Source organism: Verrucosispora sioxanthis (genome assembly GCF_010560025.1).
GTDB lineage: Bacteria > Actinomycetota > Actinomycetes > Mycobacteriales > Micromonosporaceae > Micromonospora > Micromonospora palythoicola.
The window spans coordinates 341,689-358,700 of sequence record NZ_SAIY01000002.1 but is presented as its reverse complement, the minus strand read 5'-3'; the positions used below and the strand labels follow the sequence as shown (position 1 = coordinate 358,700).

Genomic DNA, 17,012 nt, shown 5'->3' with positions numbered 1-17,012 from the left:
CTCCCGGGCGAGCTGGTCGTCGCGCAGCCGGTGCCGGCGCTCGTCGACCCGGTCCAGCCGGGCCGGCCGCCCCGGCCCTGACCCGGTGCCCGGCCGGTGGTCACCAGCGTGCGGGACAGCTCCACCGCCGGAGCCTCCACCACGACAACCGGCTGGCGATCGCCTCCGGATCCGGATGCGCCACCCCGACGTGGCGGGGAGCGCCGAGGCCGAACACGACGTCGAACAGGGCGTGCGCGGCCTCCTGGCTGCCGGTGTGGGTGAACCACGCGGCCAGGTGCCGCAACTGCGACTCCCGGCTCACCCCGCCGCGTCGCGCCTCAGTGACCCGGCGCAGCAGAGCGAGGACGTCGCCGATCGCGGCGACGGTGGCGTCCGACAGCCGGTCCGCCTCGCTGGGCTGCTCCGGTCCCGGCGGCGCCAACCACGACCGCAGCCCCGCCCAACGCCGCCGCCAGTCCTCCAGCCGCTGCACCGGGGTGTGGAACAGCCGCTCGTCGGCCTCGGCGGCGGCCTCGATCAGCCGGTCCAGACCGGTCGCCTCGACCTCGTGCACCGCCGCGCGCAGCCGGGGCGTGTACCGCTGCAACTCGTCGTGGAAGTCCCGCAGATGAGCCAGCAGCGCGTCCTTGTGGGCGAGGAACACCTCCGGCCGCACGTCGTTGGTCCGCCCCAGGTCACCCAGCATGTGGTAGAAGCGCGCTGCCCGCTCGGCGATGTCGGCCAACGCCCGGTCCAGCCGGGTGAACTTGCGGTAGACCTCCTCGGCGTCCCCGGCCTCGTTGGCCACCGCGAGCGCGTCGAGGTCGGCCAGGAGGTCGGCGAAGACCAGCCGGGACAGCGTCGAGTCGTCCATGCTCGCCGACAACACCGCCTCCACCGCCCGGTGCGCCCGGTACCCGGCCTCGGTGAACTGGTACACCGAATGCCGGTTGCGGTACTCGGCGAGTGTCGTGGCGCGGGAACCGTCCTGCCCACGGTCGAGCACCCCCCACTCCACCAGGGCGTCGAGCAGCCGCGGCAACTCCAGCCCGGCCGGGTCCGGGCAGTCGGCGTTCGTCCCGTGCAACGTCGCCAGTGCCGCGGCCACGTCGGAGGTGTGCAGCACCACGTGGTAGCTGGACCGTGCCGAGTCGAACGCCCGGAGCAGCCACAGGTAGGCGAGCCGGTTCTCTGCCGTCACGTAGCCGAACAACCGCATCCGGTCGTCCAGCCCGAAGTCGTCCAGACCGAACGTCGGTCCAGATGGCTGCGCCGTCATCATCTACCTCCCACCGGACGCGGACAGCCCCCCACCCTACCCAGGAGAGCCGCCACGGCGGCCGGGCGCACAGGGGAGCGGCGGCAGCCTGTCCTGCGGTCGAATCAGGCCGGTCTTGGAACGGCGGGCCGGCGACCAGCCGCCATCGGCCACCATGCCGTACGCCTGCCCCGCGCTTCGTGGAGCGCTGACACGCCGCAGGTTCCACACATCGTGTCCGAGCTGCCGGCCGGTGACGGCGGACGGCATGCGCCCTGGTCAGGCGGGAGCGACCTGTGGAAACGCCAGCAGGAGTTCCGGAGCGCGCTGGATCTAGTCGATGACCAGGAGTTCGGCGGAGTCCACGAATCCGACCGGATCGGCGATCACCGCTGCCCGGTCCTGAGCCCGATCGAGATCGCGGCGCTCGGCCATACGATCGCCGGCGACGATGCGGACCAGCGTGCCCTTGCCTGCCTGGCGCGCTCCGCTGATCAAGACGACGCGGGTGTCCGCGAGGGCAGCGTTGACCTGCGCGGCGGCGCGGGAGCGTCACCGTGCCGTCGGTCGGGCCCTGCGGCGCGGCGAGGGTTTCGGCCACCAGTAGGGCTTCCGGTCTCCGTGGGGTCGGTAGTCCGGCGGCGGCGCCGGGGTGATGTCCTGCGCCGGTTGCTGTTGCGGTGTGGTGCCGATGACGAGCAGGCCGTCGCCGGCCTTGGCGCCGTCGAGCCGGTCGACGGCGCTTGCCGTTCGCCGATGTTCATCGTGCTCGGAGCACTGGACCAGGTGCGCACCGTCGTGGCCGCGCGCACCTGGTCCAGTGGCGGACCGGTCCCGGTCGCACACTCGTTCGGCCCTGAAGAACGTGGGATCCTCCGGCCGTTCGTTCCGGCCCCGGCGCGTACACCTCAAGGTGACGGTCGACGTACCAACCGCAGGCCGGCGCTTGGGTGCCCGCATCGGTGCGTCGCCAACGACGTTTGCGGCGTCCGAATGCCGGGCTCGGGTTACGGGGTGGTGGGGATGTTGGTCAGGCCGTCCACGGCGCCGGTGACGGTGTTCGAAGAGTGCACGACGTTCGGGTTCGATGAGCATTTCGAGGTCGAGGTGATGCGGATGGCGTACCGGCCGACGCCGCCGAGATCCGACGTGTTGTCGCGCCAGGTGTTGCCGCAGCCGTAGCCGTCGAGCAGGTTGTGCGTCTCGTAGCCGTTGGCGAAGGTGCCGGGGGTCCGGAAGGTGCCGGTGTTGTCCTCGATCAGGTAGCCGCTGCCCTTGACGTCGACCCATGAGTCGGCGGAGTTGGCGCCGGAGATGCCCTGGCCGTCGAACCGGTTGCCCCGGATCACGCCGTCCGCGGTGCCCTCCTTGACGTCCACGTGCTCCGCGGTGACGTTCGGGCCGATCTGGTTGTCGAGCACCTGCACCCGGTCGGAACGGTCCATGCCGCCGGAGTTGCCGTGGCAGCCGAAGTTCGACTTGGCGGAGCCGATGTAGACCGCCTCACCGTAACCCTGCTGGACCAGGCCGGTGTCGGTGATGACGGAGTCGCGGATGATCCCGTCGGCTGACGAGCGGCGGAAGTGCACCGCTTCCTCGTCAATGTGGTGCACGTGCATTCCATCGATGGTGACGTGATGGGAGTTGTCCAGGGGGAGGCCGGTGCCGGAGGCGTTGAAGCCGAGTTTTTCGGAGGCGCCGGGGGCGATGTCGCCGTTGTAGCTGAGGTTGGTGAAGCGGTGGTGCTGCCCGTTCCAGGTGTGCGTGGCGCTCCACGACTTGGTGATGGTGGTGCCGCTGGGCAGGTCGAACTCGAGGACCCAACTGGTGGTCTTGGTGCTGCCGTTGTTGGTGATGACGTAGTCGGCGCGGTAGCCGCCGTTCCAGCTCGAGGTCTTGACGAACCGGGCGGTCAGACCGTCGGCAGGGGGAGCGGTGGTGGGCGACTTGGTCGGGGACGGGACGGTGCCACTGGCCCGGATCAGGAAGAGTGACGGCCTGGAGTCGGTGCGGGTGGCGTCCATGCCGTGTCCGCCGGTGTAGTCGCGCTGCTCGTTCTGTGCCCAGTCGGCGATCGGCGTGCCACCGATGTCGAGGTGGCGGTAGCCCTTGCCGTTCCAGCCGAACTGGTAGATCCGGGTACGGTCCGGGTAGTAGGCGGTGTAGGGGGCGGTGTCCGAGCAGAGCTGCTTGCTCATCGCGTTGTTGAAGAAGGCGTTGCGCGGGCCGGTCGCACCGGACCACTTGACCGCTTTCTTGCCGGCACCCCCACCAGATCGGGAACCACGTCGAGTTGTCCGGCCCGCCGCCGTCCTCCTCGCCGCAGTTGGCCGAGCAGTTGGCCGAGCGGTGGGCGTACGGGACGCGCACCGTGTTCAGCTCGAAGAGGTTGTTCCGCTCCCACCCGCCGTGCAGGTTGAGGTCGGAGTCGAAGTCGTTGCCGATTACGACGTTGCCGGACGCCGACCACTGGAACGTGAAGTGGCGCAGGTTGCGGGAGACGTTGCCGGCGTAGAGCGAGTCCCAGACCCGGGAGCCGCGGAAGTAGCCGTTGCCGCCCTTGCCCTTGTTCCACGCGCCGTCGAGGTGGTTGTCGACGATCTGGAGGTTCTTGGCTTCCTCGGTGACGATCGGGTGGGAGCCGGTCATCTTGGTCCGGATGCCGCGCACCCACGAGTTGGCGGCCCACTTGAAGACGATGCCGTGCATCTCGCCGGCCGGGTCCATGTTGCCGTAGTTGTACTTCGCGTCCGCCGGATCGAGTCCGGGAATCTCCTGGGTGAGATGCAGGGACTCGATGCCGACGCCGAGCACGGGGTCGACCAGCGGCGCGGCCTTGGACTGGTACACCTTGCCGTCGATCGGCGCGGAACCGTCCGAGGTGGAGTCCACCGGCACGTCGTGGCCCACCCTCTGGTGCCACCTCAGCTCCGCCAGCGCTGGGAGGACGCCTTCCCCGAACTCGCCGCCACCCGCCGCCACGCGGCATAGCGGTGGACCCCTTCCACGAACGCCTCCAATTGGTGTCGATCTCGCGTGGGGCAGGACCGCGCTTCGAACTGGCGAGGATGCGACGGATGGTGCCAGCGCCGACCCGATGGCCGAGCCCGACGAGTTCGCCTTGGATGCGCCGGTGCCCCCACCCGGGATTCTCCCTGGCCAAGCGCAGGATCAGGTCACGGAGGTCGTCGCTGATCGGTGGTCGTCCGGGCCGCTTCGGGTAGGTCCAGTGCTGGCGGACCAGCCCGCGGTGCCAGGCCAGCAGGGTGGCTGGGGTAACGATCCGATGCCTCCAGAGTTCCCGCGGCAGTGCCCGGACCAGCGCCGACAACACCGCCCGCTCCGGCCACGACAGGCGCGGCCGACCGACCTGACGGCGTAGCACCGCCACCTCATGGCGCAGCACCAGCAACTCTGCGACCAGCGCGGACTCGCTGCACGTGGCCAGCGGTAACCAGCCGAACATCCGCACCGCACTCAGGTACAGCAGCCGAACCAACACGCCTGCCATCCTGCGTCATTGTCGCGAAACAGCAGCTCACACCCTGTGCGACGAGTTTTGGCACGGTACACCGTGGCCCGGGTGTTGGCCGCCCGGAAAGAGGACGCGGCGCTGGTCCAGAACGGAAGCTGGCTCCTGCTGACCCGCACCGCGGGTGAACTCCGCAGACACCGGCATACCTAGTGGAGCCACTACGGCACAGACGACCCATCATCACCCAATGAGCCAGCCGAGCGCGGGTGACCCGCATGACGGACGACGCGGCTTCGACCCGTCGTCCGTGGGCGACGTCGACGTCGTCTTCCTCGACCCGGCGGACCTGACTCGCGACAACGACGACCCGGCCGCCGCGCGGCTGGTCGCGACCTTTCCAGCATCTCCCGTGGGAGGCGGCGCCCAGCCGGGGGAGCGGCTAGCCCCACATGATCTTCGATGATGTACGCGGTGTGTGCTCTCCAGCGGATGACAATCGGGGTGAACTGGTGCCAACGGGGGTCGCCGCGGCCGACCGCCGGTCGCAAACCGGGGTTCGTGTGCTCGGGGTGTGCTCCTGGGCTGCGACAACGGCGGTCCGGGGAACGCGGGTGAAGGTGGGCCACTCCCTGCCACCCCAGGTGAACCCCCAGGTCGCTAGACTAGGCCCTCGCGCCCCCGTAGCTCAGGGGATAGAGCATCGGTTTCCTAAACCGTGTATATCCTTCAACCGCACGCTGTTGACCTGCGGTTTCCTGCTTCTAAAGATCAATATTTGGTCGCAGGGCGGTACTGCTGTGATCGCTTGCTGAAGATTTGCGGCTGCAGCGTCTGGCCTGATCAGAGTGCTGATGGCGCGATGGACTGTGTCAGCCGGAGACTCCCACCTCCAAGCACTCCCGTGCAGAGACATGTACGGCTTGACGTACAAGGCTGCACCGGGGGAGGCGACTCTTTGATGGTCGGCTGCCTTGACGGTTGTGCGACTGACCGTATGCCCGGTCGATGACGTTGCGTGACGGGCGTCCAGTCGACATCTCCACTCGGCATCCGCTTCTGCCGATGAGAGTGCGTTGTTGCATTACCGGTGAGTCGTTCGTTGACAAATTGCAGGGGTCGTTACCAGTCGGTCCCGGGTGTCTGAGTGTTGTTTCTCGGTGTGGCTATTATTCTTGGTTTAGGCGCGCTGGATGGTTCTCGCTAGAGTGTCGAGGTTTGTGTCGCGGTTGCGTTTGTCGGTAAGGTCGAGCGGTTGTCGGATTTTCGCGTATGGGGGCAGGTCGACTTGTTCGACTAGGACGGGGATGAAGCGTCGTCCGCCGTTGTGGGCGCGTTGCAGGATCGCGGCGTAGTCGTCTCGGATCTCGGGTTGGGTCATGGTGGCGGCGCTAAACAGTAGGATTCCGGTGCGAGTGCCGTTCAGAGCGCATTCCTTCTCGAGGTGTTTGACAAGGCCGAGGTCGATCCATTTGGCGAGGAAGACGCGGAGGTTGCGGGTCTGTAGGTGGTGCGCGATCTGCTCGGCGAGGTCCTCGTCGGCGGCGGCGTAGGAGATGAACGCGTCGTACGGCTGGTTCGTCGGCGGCTGTACGGCTGCGGGAGCGGTGTGCCGGTGTCGGAGCTTGTCGCGTACGGCGAGGTAGCCGAACCAGGCTGCGGCGATACCGGCGATGGCGCTAATGATGGCGACGATCAGCCCGGAAGCTTCCATGAGCGTACGGTAGCCGGTTCGCTCGAACGGGTGATATCGATGGGACCCTGGTCCGCCATAGTGGAACAACCTGTCAGGACGATCGGGAGGCGCGGATGACCGGGGTGGAGCGCTTCGACGTGTTCGTCGTCTATGCCGAGCCTGACCGCCCGTGGGTGGTAACGCTCTCCGGTCGGTTGCGCGACGCAGGGTTTCGGGTGTTCTTCGACGAGTGGGAGGTGCTGCCCGGGGATGTGGTGACCCGCCGGCAGGAGCAGGGCATCCAAGCGGCTCGGGCGGGAGTGGTGGTGTGCAGTCCTGCCGCGGTGTCCTCGCCGCAGGTGATGGATCAGTATGCCGCGCTGTATTCGCAGACGGTGGAGAAGGGACGGCGGCTGATTCCGGTGCTGCACGAGGACGTCGGGATGCCGCCTTTTCTGGACATTCGCCGGTGTGTGGACTTTCGGCACGCCGAAGGCGATGTCTACCAGACACGGGTGGCTCAGTTGATCGCCGCTTTGGGTGAGGCGCAGCCGACGCTAGAGGTCGTTTCCGCCCTGCCGCCGGGTGGCCGGGTCCGACCCGAAGGGGCGCGGCGCGCCAGGCTGACGGTGGCGATGTCGGGTGTGGAGGTGGTCGACCGGGACGAGGGTCGGCGCACGACCGGTATCCCGCGGGCGGAGGTGGCGCGGCGTATACCGGCGCGTCTGCAGGACGTGCATCGGATCGGTCACCGCCGGGATGGCGACCTGGTGCGGCGCGGCTCCGACGCGGCGACGGCCGATCAGTTGTCGCCGGCGTTGCGCGAGGCCGGTGTAATGCTCGGCGAGGCGTTCATCCCTGACCCGGTCGGTGCCGCGTTGACCGGGTTGATCGGCGACGCGCGCCGGCACGGCGCCGGTCTGCGTCTAGCGGTATGCGCCGGGGACGACTTGGTGGACTGGCCGTGGGAGGCGTTGATCCCGCCCGGTGCGGATCGTGCGCTGGCGTTGACCGAGTCGGTGGAGGTGTTCCGGGGCGTCGATGTCGAGGACACCGTTCCGGGAGTTGTCATCCCGGGACCGCTGCGGATCCTGGTGGTGCTGGCCAGCCCGGAGGGTGAGGACGGCGGGCCGCTGCTGGACGTGGAGCATGAGCTGGCCACGGTGCTCGACGCGGTCGATCCTGCCCGAAAGCGTACGGCTGCCCACGTCCAGGTCCTGAACCTGGGTACCCTGGCCGCGCTCCGAGACGCGCTTAAGGCCCAACGGTTCCACGTGCTGCATGTCTGTTGTCACGCCCGTCCGGGTCGGTTGCTGTTGGAGGACGAGCGAGGGCTGCCGCACGAGGTCACCGCGCAGGAGTTGGTCGCGGCGATCCCGGAGAATCGGCGCCCGGCCGCGGTCGTGCTGGCTGGCTGCTCGACGGCCCTGTCGGTCCAGGCGGCGCCGCAGGACAGCGCGGACGCGTTGCCCGGCCTGGCGCGGCAGCTACTGGCGGCAGGCGTGCCGCAGGTGGTCGCGATGACCGCGGCGGTGACCGACCGGTACGCGGCGCTGTTCGCCGCAGCCCTGTACCGGGAACTCGCAGTGGCGGCCGAGCCGATGGTGGTCGACGCGGTCGCCCACGCCCGGCGGCAGATCGAGGCCGACCGGCGGGCCCTGCCGCAGGACGCGCCAGTCCGCCGGCTGGTGGAGTGGGCGACCCCGTGGTGTTCGCGCGCGGTGAGCCGCAGCCGCTGTATGACCCGGCCGCCCCGCCCGGCCCGGTCACCGAGGCACCGGAGCCGGTACTGCCGGCCGGCGTTCCGCTGCGCCCGGTCGGGGACTTCGTCGGCCGCCGCGCCGAGCTGCGCACCCTGGTCGCGGCGCTGCGCCACCGCGCCCGCGCCGGCGCGGTGATCCACGGCATCGGCGGCGTCGGGAAATCCAGCCTGGCCGCCGAGCTGCTCCGGCTGCTCGGTCAGGACATCGGAATCGTGGTGCCGGTGGTCGGCGCCACCGGAGCCGACGCAATCCTGGCCGCGTTCGGTCAGGCCCTGTTCACCCGGGCCATCGCCGAGGGCCTGCCGGAGCGCCACCCGTGGCGGCAACTCTCCGGCTACTTGCGGATGCCGGGCGAACCGTGGCAGGAGCGGCTGACGGCGGCGTTCCAGGTGTTGGCTCAGCAACCGGTCACGCTGCTGATCGACAACTTCGAAACCAACCTGGACGAGCAGACCAGCGGGCCGGCGCTGATCCGCGACGACATCCTCGCCGAGTTCCTCGCGGCCTGGGCCGTCCATCAAGGCCCCCACCGGCTGCTGGTCACCAGCCGCTACCCGTTCGAGTTACCGGGCAACGCCCGTCGGCGGCTCGTCCACCACCATCTCGGCCCGCTGTCGTTGGCCGAGACCCGCAAACTGATCTGGCGGCTACCCGGCCTCGACGCGCTCACGCCCGAACAGCAGCGGCGGGCCTGCACCGACGTCGGCGGCCACCCCCGCACCCTGGAGTACCTCGATGCGCTCCTGCGCAAAGGGCAAGCCCGCTTCGACGACGTCACCGACCGCCTGGAACAGCTACTCGCCGACCGGGGCATCACCGCCCCGGACCGCTGGCTCGACGACCTCCACACCGCCCGCGACGGTGACGACACCGAACAAAACCATCTGGTCGGTCGGGCCCTGGCCGAAGCGGTGACCTTGACCGTCAACGACAGCCTCCTGGACCGGCTGCTCGGACTACTCGACCCCGCGGCACGCACACTGCTAATCGGCGCCGCCGTATATCGGCAGCCCATCGACCAGCTAGGCCTGGCCTGGCAAATCCACCCACCCGCCCCCAACCCGACCGACCCGGAACGCGACCAGCGGCTAACCGAACTGACGCACAAGCTCGACGAGGCCAACACCGCCGGGCAACCCGTCGATGACTGGACCCAGCTCGGCTACACCACCGAACAGGTCACTCAACTGCGGACCGACATCACCGAGATGGGCCGACCACCGCTGAGCGACACCACCGTCGACGCGGTATCGCTGGCCACCTTGGACACGCTCGGACTCCTCGTCCCGATCGTCCGACCCGACGACAACAGGCCACAGTACGTCCTGCACCGGTGGACCGCCGCCGCGTTGGCCCGCCTGCACCCCGACGCCACCACGAGCGCACACCACCGCGCCGCCGCCTACTACACCTGGCGGGTTCAACACCAGGCACAGGACAAACTCGCCGAGCTGTACGACCAGATCGAAGCTCGATACCACCACTACGCCGCCGCAAACCTGACGGCGGCGGTGTCACTCAGCTATGAGATCCGAGACCAGCTGCACACCTGGGCCGCATGGGACTGGGAAACCAGCATCTGCCACGAAACCCTCACCTGGCTGCCCCCCAACACATACGACACCGCCGCGTTCACCCACCAGCTCGGGATTCTCGCTCAGGCTCGGGGTGACTACGCCGAGGCCGAACGCCGCTACCAGCAATCCCTCACCATCGGCGAGGAGCTGGGCGACCGCGCCGGCATGGCCAGCAGCTACCACCAGCTCGGCAACCTCGCCTACCTCCAAGGTGACTACGCCGAGGCCGAACGCCGCTACCAGCAATCCCTCACCGTCAACCAGGAGCTGGGCAACCGGGCCGGCATGGCCGGCAGCTACCACCAGCTCGGGATCCTCGCCTACCTCCAAGGTGACTACGCCGAGGCCGAACGCCGCTACCAGCAATCCCTCACCGTCAACCAGGAGCTGGGCAACCGGGCCGGCATGGCCGGCAGCTACCACCAGCTCGGGATCCTCGCCTACCTCCAAGGTGACTACGCCGAGGCCGAACGCCGCTACCAGCAATCCCTCACCATCGGCGAGCAGCTGGGCAACCGGGCCGGCATGGCCACCAGCTACGGTCAGCTCGGGATCCTCGCCCAGGACCGGGGTGACTACGCCGAGGCCGAACGCCGCTACCAGCAATCCCTGACCATCGACGAGGAGCTGGGCAACCGGGCCGGCATGGCCACCAGCTACCACCAGCTGGGCATGATCGCCCAGGACCGGGGTGACTACGCCGAGGCCGAACGCCGCTACCAGCAATCCCTCACCATCGGCGAGCAGCTGGGCAACCGGGCCGGCATGGCCGGCAGCTACCACCAGCTCGGGATCCTCGCCTACCTCCAAGGTGACTACGCCGAGGCCGAACGCCGCTACCAGCAATCCCTGACCATCAACCAGGAGCTGGGCAACCGGGCCGGCATGGCCATCTCGATCAGCCAGCTGGGAACCCTGCGTACCGAAACGGGTGACTTCGCCGAGGCAGTGACCCTCCACTGCCAGGCCCTCGTGATACGGCTCGGAATCGGCCTTCCCCAAGCCGGTTTCGATATCGCCCGACTCCGTGACCTCCGCGCGAAACTCTGCGAACACCGATTTTCCGACGCAGTCACCGCCATCCTCGACGAACAATCGTCGCAGGCACTGACCGCTCTACTCGACCAAACAGAAAGACCAGAACAAGAAGACGGCACATAGACATAGACACTCACTCGGCGAGGCAGAAACCCCAGAAGCCGCGCAGCCTACGCACTGATCTGCCGCTGATCGCGCGCCCGGTCCGACGGATGAGAAGATCATTGGCATGCCGCTCCTGCCGCAGCCCAACGACCTGACATCGCTGATCCTGCGCACTGATTTCACCGACGACAGGGCCTGGAGCGAAATCCAAAGGGCTGTCGGAGCCGACGGCGCAACCTACGCCAGCGACCCCCTCTACTCCGATGTAACCGTGCAGACTCTGGTCGCTGCGGACGCCGCCGCCGCCGACGATGACAAGCTCGCCTACCTGTTCGTTGCCGATGCCATCAGCATGGCCGACATCGAGCACTCGCTCCTCGCCGTGGACCTGTACGCCGAACCCGGACGGACGTTCCGCGTGCCGGCGCAGTGGTACGCCGACGTGTCGGCCAATCTGAGCATCGCGAATATGGACTTCGACGAGTTCGCCGACGCCACGGACGAGTCCGGTACCTACCGCGGCTTCGAGGACGCATAGCCCACAACCATGATCAGACGCGCTGTCATGCCGCCGACCGGGCGCTACCCGGTGTGACGAAGATCGTGGATGCCCTGCGTCCGGTCGTGCCGATGAGCGCTCGTGTGTGTTACGAGCTATCGCCTGGCCCGTTGCCCGTGGGGGCCGCCCTCAACTGTTGACGGCGTCTGCGATCCGCAGGGCGGCTTGGGCTGGCGTGAGGTGTGTGGTGTCGATGACCTCGGCCTCATTGTGCAGCCAGATGCGGGCCTCCTCGGTGTAGGACTCGAGGTACTTGAGACGGAATGGGGAGGGGCCAAGAAGAGTGTCCCCCTCGATGCGCCTGCGGAGGGTGTGCTGGTCGGCGTGGAGGACGAAATGCCGTACCGGGATGGCATGGTGGGCGAGGCCCGTGTTGATCTCGCGCCAGTACTGCTCGACTAGGACGGTCATGGGCATCACCAGTGTGCCGCCGGTGTAGTCGAGTATGCGGCGGGCGGTTTCGACGACGAGCTGCCGCCACGGCGGCCAGTGCTGGAAGTTGTCCGTCTCGGGTAGCCCCGGTGTGATGTCCATCAGTGTCTCGCCGACCTTTTCGGCGTCGAACACCCGTGAATCCGGGATCAGCTGCTGCACGAGTGCACTGGTGGTCGTCTTGCCTGCGCCGTGAGTGCCGTTGAGCCATACGATCACAGGACCCGACCCTAGCGGTGCGTTTGGTCGATGCCGCTGATGGTGCGTCGAGGAGATTCGGACTTGTGGGGACCGTACGGCGCGTCCACGATGGCGATGTGATCATCGACGGCTTGCCGGTCCCGTCTGTGCTCCTCCGTGCGGTGCGGCAAGGTCGGTGGGTAGCTCCAGACCGCTCGTCCTCGATGTACCGCGAAGTCTTCGGCGATGACGCGGTAGTCCCACAGTTCCTCCCCCTGAGTCGGATGACGGCCAACAGGCGCTGGCTCGACGACATGCCGGAGGACTATCGCGGGTTCTATCTCGGTCAGCCGGACCGGCAGCGCCCGCCTGGCGACGTGGATCCTGACCAGTCTCTGCTGATCGGTGACCTCGGCCCCGACCAGCCGTTCGCGTTGGACTACAGACCTTCCTTGGCCGGCCCGTCAGTGATCTACCTCAGCACAACGGCGGACTGGATCGAGGTTGCGCCCAACATCGAGACGCTGATCGAACGCCTCGGGATCTGACCGCGCGAGGGGACTCACGCACTCTTCTGGCCGCCGACCGGGCGTCACAGCGCGTGACGGAGGAACGGCGGCGACAGGCGCGTCCGTGCCGATGAGCGTGCGTTGCGCCGAGGCAGGGGTGGTGCTGGCCGCGCGGCGAAGCGAGCTTTTACACGAGGCTGGGCTTGACCGCGATCCATTCGCTCAGTTGGTCGGCGAGCCGTTCATCCTGGACGTCGTCCAGATGCCATTGAGCAGCATTGACCAGGTTTTTCGCATGGCGGGATAGGCGTATCTGGGTTTGGTCGAGTCCGTGCAGGTCTCGGCGGGCGTCGAGCATGGGCACCTGATGTCGACCAACCGGGATGGCGTCAAGGCAGGCTCGGACGATGTCATCAGCGGAGGGCAGCAGACCCGGCAGCTCGGCTCCCGCGCGACGTCGAGGGACGCCAAGCGGTGCACGTGCACGGTGAAGCCCGTCGCATGCCAGGGATCGGATCCGGACCGACGCGCCCAGAAGAACTCCACCAGGCCGTAGTCGCGCCGCATAACCGCGCGGCCGCGGTCCTCCACGAAGTCAGTACCGATCGCGTGAGCTACGCCGTCCGGCGAGTCGATCAGGCCCACTCCGAGCACCGCGCCACTGACGACCACGTCCACGAAAAAGTCCAGATCAGCCACGCTGCAAGCGTGAACAAGCAACCGCCGCGACGCAAACACCAAACGGCCACCCAACGACCGATCTCCGGCCCGTCGCGCATGCGCATCCGCACATGCCGCGACCGGAGTGTCGGGCGGGTAGCGCGGGGCGTACGTTGCGTATCCGGCTTATCGCGCGGCTACCGGCCGGTGTTGGGCTATCCCGGTGGTGATAATTCCTTGGTGGGTCCGCTCTCCGATCTTGACGGCGTGCCGTGGGCTTCGCTGCACGGTACGCACGGCCCGGCAGACCGTATCCCGGCGCACCTGGCGGCGCTTCGCTCACCGGATCCGACCGTGGCCGGCGAGGCGCTGACCCGGCTGCGGGACGCTGTCGTCCATCAAGGAACCCGTTGGCAGGTCAGCGCTCACGTGGTGCGTTTCCTCGTTCTCTTGATCAACGACCCAGGCACGCCAGCCCGGCCTGCCCTGACGAGGTTGCTTCGAGACGTAGGTCTGGGTGCCTACACCGATCACGATCTGCCGTTCGGTCCGAAGGCCGCCTTCGATGGGCCGGCGGTGACACGCCGGCAGGAGGACATGGTCATCGCGCTCGTCTACTACCGCGACGAGGGCTTCACCGAGGAGGCGATGGACATCGCCGACTCGTGCGCCGCGAAGTGGGCCGCCGACGCGTACCGGGCTGTGGCGGCACACGTGGACGCCTACCGTCATTGGCTCGGCGACGATCCGCTGGTCGCGTCCCAGGCCGCCGAGCTGCTGGCGTGGTTCCCGGCGGATGAGCCGACGATCGCCGCGCTGCTGTCGGCCGACGGCGACGACGCCGTCCGGGCGAGCGCGAACCTCGCCCTGGCACACCTGCCGGTGTCGCCCTGCGCGATCGCGGCCCGGATGACGGACCTGCTCGGTCACGACTCGTTCGTCGTGCGGGTAACGGCTGCGGTGGCGCTCGCGCGCAGGCTGGGTCAGGAACTACCCGATCCGGCGCTGAGCTTGCTCATCGATGCCAAGGATGCCGCAGCACTGCCTGACTTCCCGCTCGGCTGGCAGCACCGGGCCGCCCGTGGGTACGTCGCCTCGGCTCTACAACGTCTGGGGCTTGGTTGACCTCATTGCCCCGAGGTGTCTCCACCAACTCCCGCCAGGCACTCCTCGTTTCACCTCCCTGAAATGCCGCCGACCGGGCGTGTCTCTCAGTAGTTGGGCATCAGGCTGTGGGTGCTCACGCTAGCCGCGTTACACGACGCGGACGTGTAACGCCGTGGCGTCCGGTTCCGCGGCGAACCGCGCAGCGAAGTCGTCCTGCAACGAGAACAGCTCGGCCATGGGCACCGGCCGCCGGGTGGTGCCAGCGAGGTTCTGGTGCGCTTCGCGCGACCACAGAAACGGGTAGACCGTTATGCCGTGCGACAAGGGCAACCCGCGTGTCTCCTCTTGCCAGCCTGGCCAGCGCAGGGACTCGTAGAACTGGCTGGTACCACCCTCGGCGATCCACGACAGCCAAGCACCGTGACCAGCGCTGAGGGACTCCCACTCCAACGTGTCCGGCCCGAAGTAGCACACCTCGCCGGGCTCCCCGGGGCGGCCGATGGTCGCCGGATCGGGGCCGTTGACCTCGAATCGTCCGCCGAGCACGTCGTAACCGACCACCAGCGCCGCGGGCGCCTGCTCATCGCCCGGCAGGACGTTCACCTCCGCCAGCGAGGGCAGACCGCGCTCGCCACCGCCGCCGAGCACACGCAGCCAGCCGTTGTTGACCAGCAGACCACCGGTGTGCAATGCCAGCGCGCCCAGCCGTGACCGCGTGCCTGGAAGCGGTACAGGCTGTCATGCCCGACGGCTGCAGAGACCGGCAAGATGTTGATCTGCGGATTCGACAGCAGTTCCATCTCGAGCGCTGGCCACGCCGGATCGGATGTAGCCTTCAGCTCCTCTACGTTGCGCATCCGATCATCATGCCCCGGCCGCTGCACGTCGGCGAAGTGTGTCCCGCTGACCCGCTGATCCCGGTCGAGCAGCCTGACTGCCACCAGGTGGAGTTGGTTTGTGGGTCGTGCGAGGCGCGCTCATCTGGCCTCTGTGCGAGGGGACGGGCGACCATGCCACCGACCGTCCGTTACGCAGCGTCACGACAACCGGGTCACGCCGACGCCCGGTCGTGCCGATGAGCGGATGTTCATACTTGCTTCTCGGTTGCGGCGGTGAACTGGATGGTCCGGTTGCTGACCAGTTCGGGGCAGCGGACAGGAAGGTCGTGGCCGGCTTCTGGGATGGTTTCGGCGTGTGCGTTGGGGATCTGGGCCCGGATCTGGGCGGCCACGGCTTGGGCGTCGTACATCTGGCTTCTTCCGCCGAGCAGCGCCAGGGTCGGAGCAGTTATCCGGCGTAGCTCCTCGTCGGTGATTTCGGGCGGCGCGATGTGGCGGCGGCGGAAGCCAGTGCTGGCCCGTAGTAGTCGGACGAGGTCGTCGTCGAGCAAGGAGGAGTTGTGTAGCGCCCGTGCCGCGAGACGGCGAATCGGCGTGGGGCTGAAAGCGGCGAGTCCGCCCATCATGATCCAGGCGAGGAAACGGCCGTTGAGCCGGCCGAAGCCGGCGGGGTCGAGGAGGGTGATCGTGTCGGCGTGGCCGGGCAGGTGCAGGTTGTACTGCAAGGCGACCCAGCCGCCGTGGGACATGCCGACCAGATGGACGCGTTCAACGTCCAGGGCGGTGAGGGTCTCATGCAGCCAGTTGGCCCAGTCGCGCCCGTCGTGTAGTGGTCTCTCCTGCACCGAACATCCGGGTTCACCGACCGGATCGAGAACGATCACTTGCCGCGTCGCGGCGAACGGACGCATGTAGCGATGCCAGGACAACGCGTTGCCGCCGGCTCCCGACAGCAGCACGAACGGGACGCCTTCACTGCCGATCCGGTACGCCCTGGTAGAGCCGAAACTGGTCGCCACGTCTGTCACGGTCGCCTCCGCTGGCCACCGCCGCCGACGCATGCCCTCGTACGCCCGCGCGAACCGCGCCTGAGCCTTGTCGCTGGTGAAGGTGCTGATTCCGGCAGCTGGCATGCTGTCACCACCTCGCTCGACTTTCTTGATACAAGCGTATCATGAAAGCCATCGACTACTATCCCGGAACGGATCGCCGTGCCCAAACGTGTGGACCACGAGATACGCCGCCGGCAGATCGGGGAGGCGCTGTTGCGCATCGCCAGCGCCCGTGGCCTGCAGTCCGCCAGCCTGCGTGAAGTGGCCGCCGAAGCCGGCGTCTCTCTCCGCCTGGTGCAGTACTACTTCCACACCAAGGAAGAGCTGCTACTCACCGCCTTGGCCTATCTCGGCGAACGGTTGGCCACCCGGGTGGAGAGCCACATCCGTGCCCTGGGACCGGTGACCCCCCGCAACGTCGTCTACGGCACACTCACCGCGATCCTGCCCACCGACGCCGAGAGCCTCGACCTGGCGAGGGCCTACACCGGCTACTACACCTTGGTTTTCACCGACCCTGACCTCGCTACCCGGCACGGCGCCGCCTACCCGGACAAGGTCGAACGACTGCTCGCCGGGCAACTGACCGCCGCGCAGCAGGCCGACCAGATCGACACCACGCTGAACCCGGCGACGACCGCCGCCGGACTCCTCGCTCTCACCAACGGCCTCGGCTCAAGCGTGCTCGGCGGGCAACGAGACGGTGCAGCCGCACTGCGTATTCTCACCGATCACATCGATCGGCTGTTCAAGCACGGACCAAACCGGCCGTAACACAAGACTCAAGCGCGACCTCAGCAGCCC

At 67.9% G+C, this 17,012-nt stretch carries 16 protein-coding genes and 2 pseudogenes; 9 read left to right on the top strand and 9 right to left on the bottom strand.

Annotation, left to right across the window (positions count from 1 at the left end; translation table 11 throughout):
* Positions 1-100: 100 nt before the first annotated feature.
* From ENC19_RS06840 to ENC19_RS06830, 3 genes and pseudogenes are all read right to left on the bottom strand, one after another.
* Positions 101-1,261, bottom strand: a complete 1,161-nt coding sequence (locus ENC19_RS06840) for a TIGR02677 family protein (RefSeq protein ID WP_235944512.1) — start codon at positions 1,259-1,261, stop codon at positions 101-103.
* Between the two features lie 315 nt (positions 1,262-1,576).
* Positions 1,577-1,780 (bottom strand): annotated as a pseudogene (locus tag ENC19_RS06835) (hypothetical protein); the annotation flags it as partial.
* A gap of 467 nt (positions 1,781-2,247) precedes the next feature.
* Positions 2,248-3,438: a cellulose binding domain-containing protein gene (locus tag ENC19_RS06830; RefSeq protein WP_235944510.1), complete on the bottom strand. Its 1,191-nt coding sequence runs from the start codon at positions 3,436-3,438 to the stop codon at positions 2,248-2,250.
* A gap of 151 nt (positions 3,439-3,589) precedes the next feature.
* Between ENC19_RS06830 and ENC19_RS06825 the strand changes: the two genes are divergently transcribed.
* The 3 genes and pseudogenes from ENC19_RS06825 (at position 3,590) to ENC19_RS06820 (ending at position 5,178) form a co-directional block, all read left to right on the top strand.
* Positions 3,590-4,231 carry a hypothetical protein gene (locus ENC19_RS06825; RefSeq protein ID WP_164446012.1) on the top strand — a complete coding sequence of 214 codons (642 nt, stop codon included), beginning with the start codon at positions 3,590-3,592 and terminating at the stop codon, positions 4,229-4,231.
* A gap of 583 nt (positions 4,232-4,814) precedes the next feature.
* Positions 4,815-4,925, top strand: a pseudogene (locus ENC19_RS30870) (SitI3 family protein); the annotation flags it as partial.
* Between the two features lie 37 nt (positions 4,926-4,962).
* Positions 4,963-5,178, top strand: coding sequence for a nucleotidyltransferase family protein (locus tag ENC19_RS06820; protein WP_164446279.1), 216 nt, complete (start codon positions 4,963-4,965; stop codon positions 5,176-5,178).
* Between the two features lie 714 nt (positions 5,179-5,892).
* Here ENC19_RS06820 and ENC19_RS06815 read toward each other — a convergent pair.
* Positions 5,893-6,426, bottom strand: coding sequence for a toll/interleukin-1 receptor domain-containing protein (locus ENC19_RS06815; RefSeq protein ID WP_164446277.1), 534 nt, complete (start codon positions 6,424-6,426; stop codon positions 5,893-5,895).
* A gap of 95 nt (positions 6,427-6,521) precedes the next feature.
* Between ENC19_RS06815 and ENC19_RS29895 the strand changes: the two genes are divergently transcribed.
* From ENC19_RS29895 to ENC19_RS06800, 3 genes are all read left to right on the top strand, one after another.
* Positions 6,522-8,285 (top strand): CHAT domain-containing protein, encoded by a 1,764-nt coding sequence (locus ENC19_RS29895; RefSeq protein ID WP_164446276.1) that lies wholly within the window; start codon positions 6,522-6,524, stop codon positions 8,283-8,285.
* On the top strand, positions 8,177-10,888 hold the full coding sequence (locus ENC19_RS06805; protein WP_235944581.1) for a tetratricopeptide repeat protein: 2,712 nt from the start codon (positions 8,177-8,179) through the stop codon (positions 10,886-10,888). Before ENC19_RS29895 ends, ENC19_RS06805 begins: the two co-directional genes overlap by 109 nt.
* A 106-nt stretch (positions 10,889-10,994) precedes the next feature.
* On the top strand, positions 10,995-11,408 hold the full coding sequence (locus tag ENC19_RS06800) for a DUF6924 domain-containing protein (protein WP_164446274.1): 414 nt from the start codon (positions 10,995-10,997) through the stop codon (positions 11,406-11,408).
* 150 nt (positions 11,409-11,558) lie between these two features.
* On the opposite strand, the gene ENC19_RS06795 is transcribed toward ENC19_RS06800, so the two are convergent.
* The gene (locus ENC19_RS06795; RefSeq protein WP_164446273.1) at positions 11,559-12,080 is read right to left on the bottom strand and encodes an AAA family ATPase; all 522 of its coding nucleotides are present in this window, start codon (positions 12,078-12,080) and stop codon (positions 11,559-11,561) included.
* Positions 12,081-12,178: 98 nt separating this feature from the next.
* Between ENC19_RS06795 and ENC19_RS06790 the strand changes: the two genes are divergently transcribed.
* Positions 12,179-12,589 carry an SMI1/KNR4 family protein gene (locus ENC19_RS06790; RefSeq protein WP_164446271.1) on the top strand — a complete coding sequence of 137 codons (411 nt, stop codon included), beginning with the start codon at positions 12,179-12,181 and terminating at the stop codon, positions 12,587-12,589.
* Positions 12,590-12,772: 183 nt separating this feature from the next.
* Here ENC19_RS06790 and ENC19_RS06785 read toward each other — a convergent pair whose 3' ends face one another.
* Positions 12,773-13,249 carry a hypothetical protein gene (locus ENC19_RS06785; protein ID WP_164446270.1) on the bottom strand — a complete coding sequence of 159 codons (477 nt, stop codon included), beginning with the start codon at positions 13,247-13,249 and terminating at the stop codon, positions 12,773-12,775.
* A gap of 9 nt (positions 13,250-13,258) precedes the next feature.
* On the opposite strand from ENC19_RS06785, the gene ENC19_RS06780 reads away from it, so the two are divergent.
* Positions 13,259-14,335 (top strand): HEAT repeat domain-containing protein, encoded by a 1,077-nt coding sequence (locus ENC19_RS06780; RefSeq protein WP_164446269.1) that lies wholly within the window; start codon positions 13,259-13,261, stop codon positions 14,333-14,335.
* 129 nt (positions 14,336-14,464) lie between these two features.
* Here ENC19_RS06780 and ENC19_RS06775 read toward each other — a convergent pair whose 3' ends face one another.
* The 3 genes from ENC19_RS06775 to ENC19_RS06765 form a co-directional block, all read right to left on the bottom strand.
* A complete protein-coding gene (locus ENC19_RS06775; protein ID WP_164446268.1) occupies positions 14,465-15,007 on the bottom strand; it encodes a DUF2625 family protein in 543 nt (180 codons plus the stop codon).
* Positions 14,917-15,258: a hypothetical protein gene (locus ENC19_RS06770; RefSeq protein WP_164446011.1), complete on the bottom strand. Its 342-nt coding sequence runs from the start codon at positions 15,256-15,258 to the stop codon at positions 14,917-14,919. Before ENC19_RS06770 ends, ENC19_RS06775 begins: the two co-directional genes overlap by 91 nt.
* A gap of 146 nt (positions 15,259-15,404) precedes the next feature.
* A complete protein-coding gene (locus ENC19_RS06765; protein ID WP_164446267.1) occupies positions 15,405-16,184 on the bottom strand; it encodes an alpha/beta fold hydrolase in 780 nt (259 codons plus the stop codon).
* 183 nt (positions 16,185-16,367) lie between these two features.
* On the opposite strand from ENC19_RS06765, the gene ENC19_RS06760 reads away from it, so the two are divergent.
* A complete protein-coding gene (locus tag ENC19_RS06760; RefSeq protein ID WP_164446266.1) occupies positions 16,368-16,982 on the top strand; it encodes a TetR/AcrR family transcriptional regulator in 615 nt (204 codons plus the stop codon).
* Positions 16,983-17,012 lie beyond the last annotated feature (30 nt).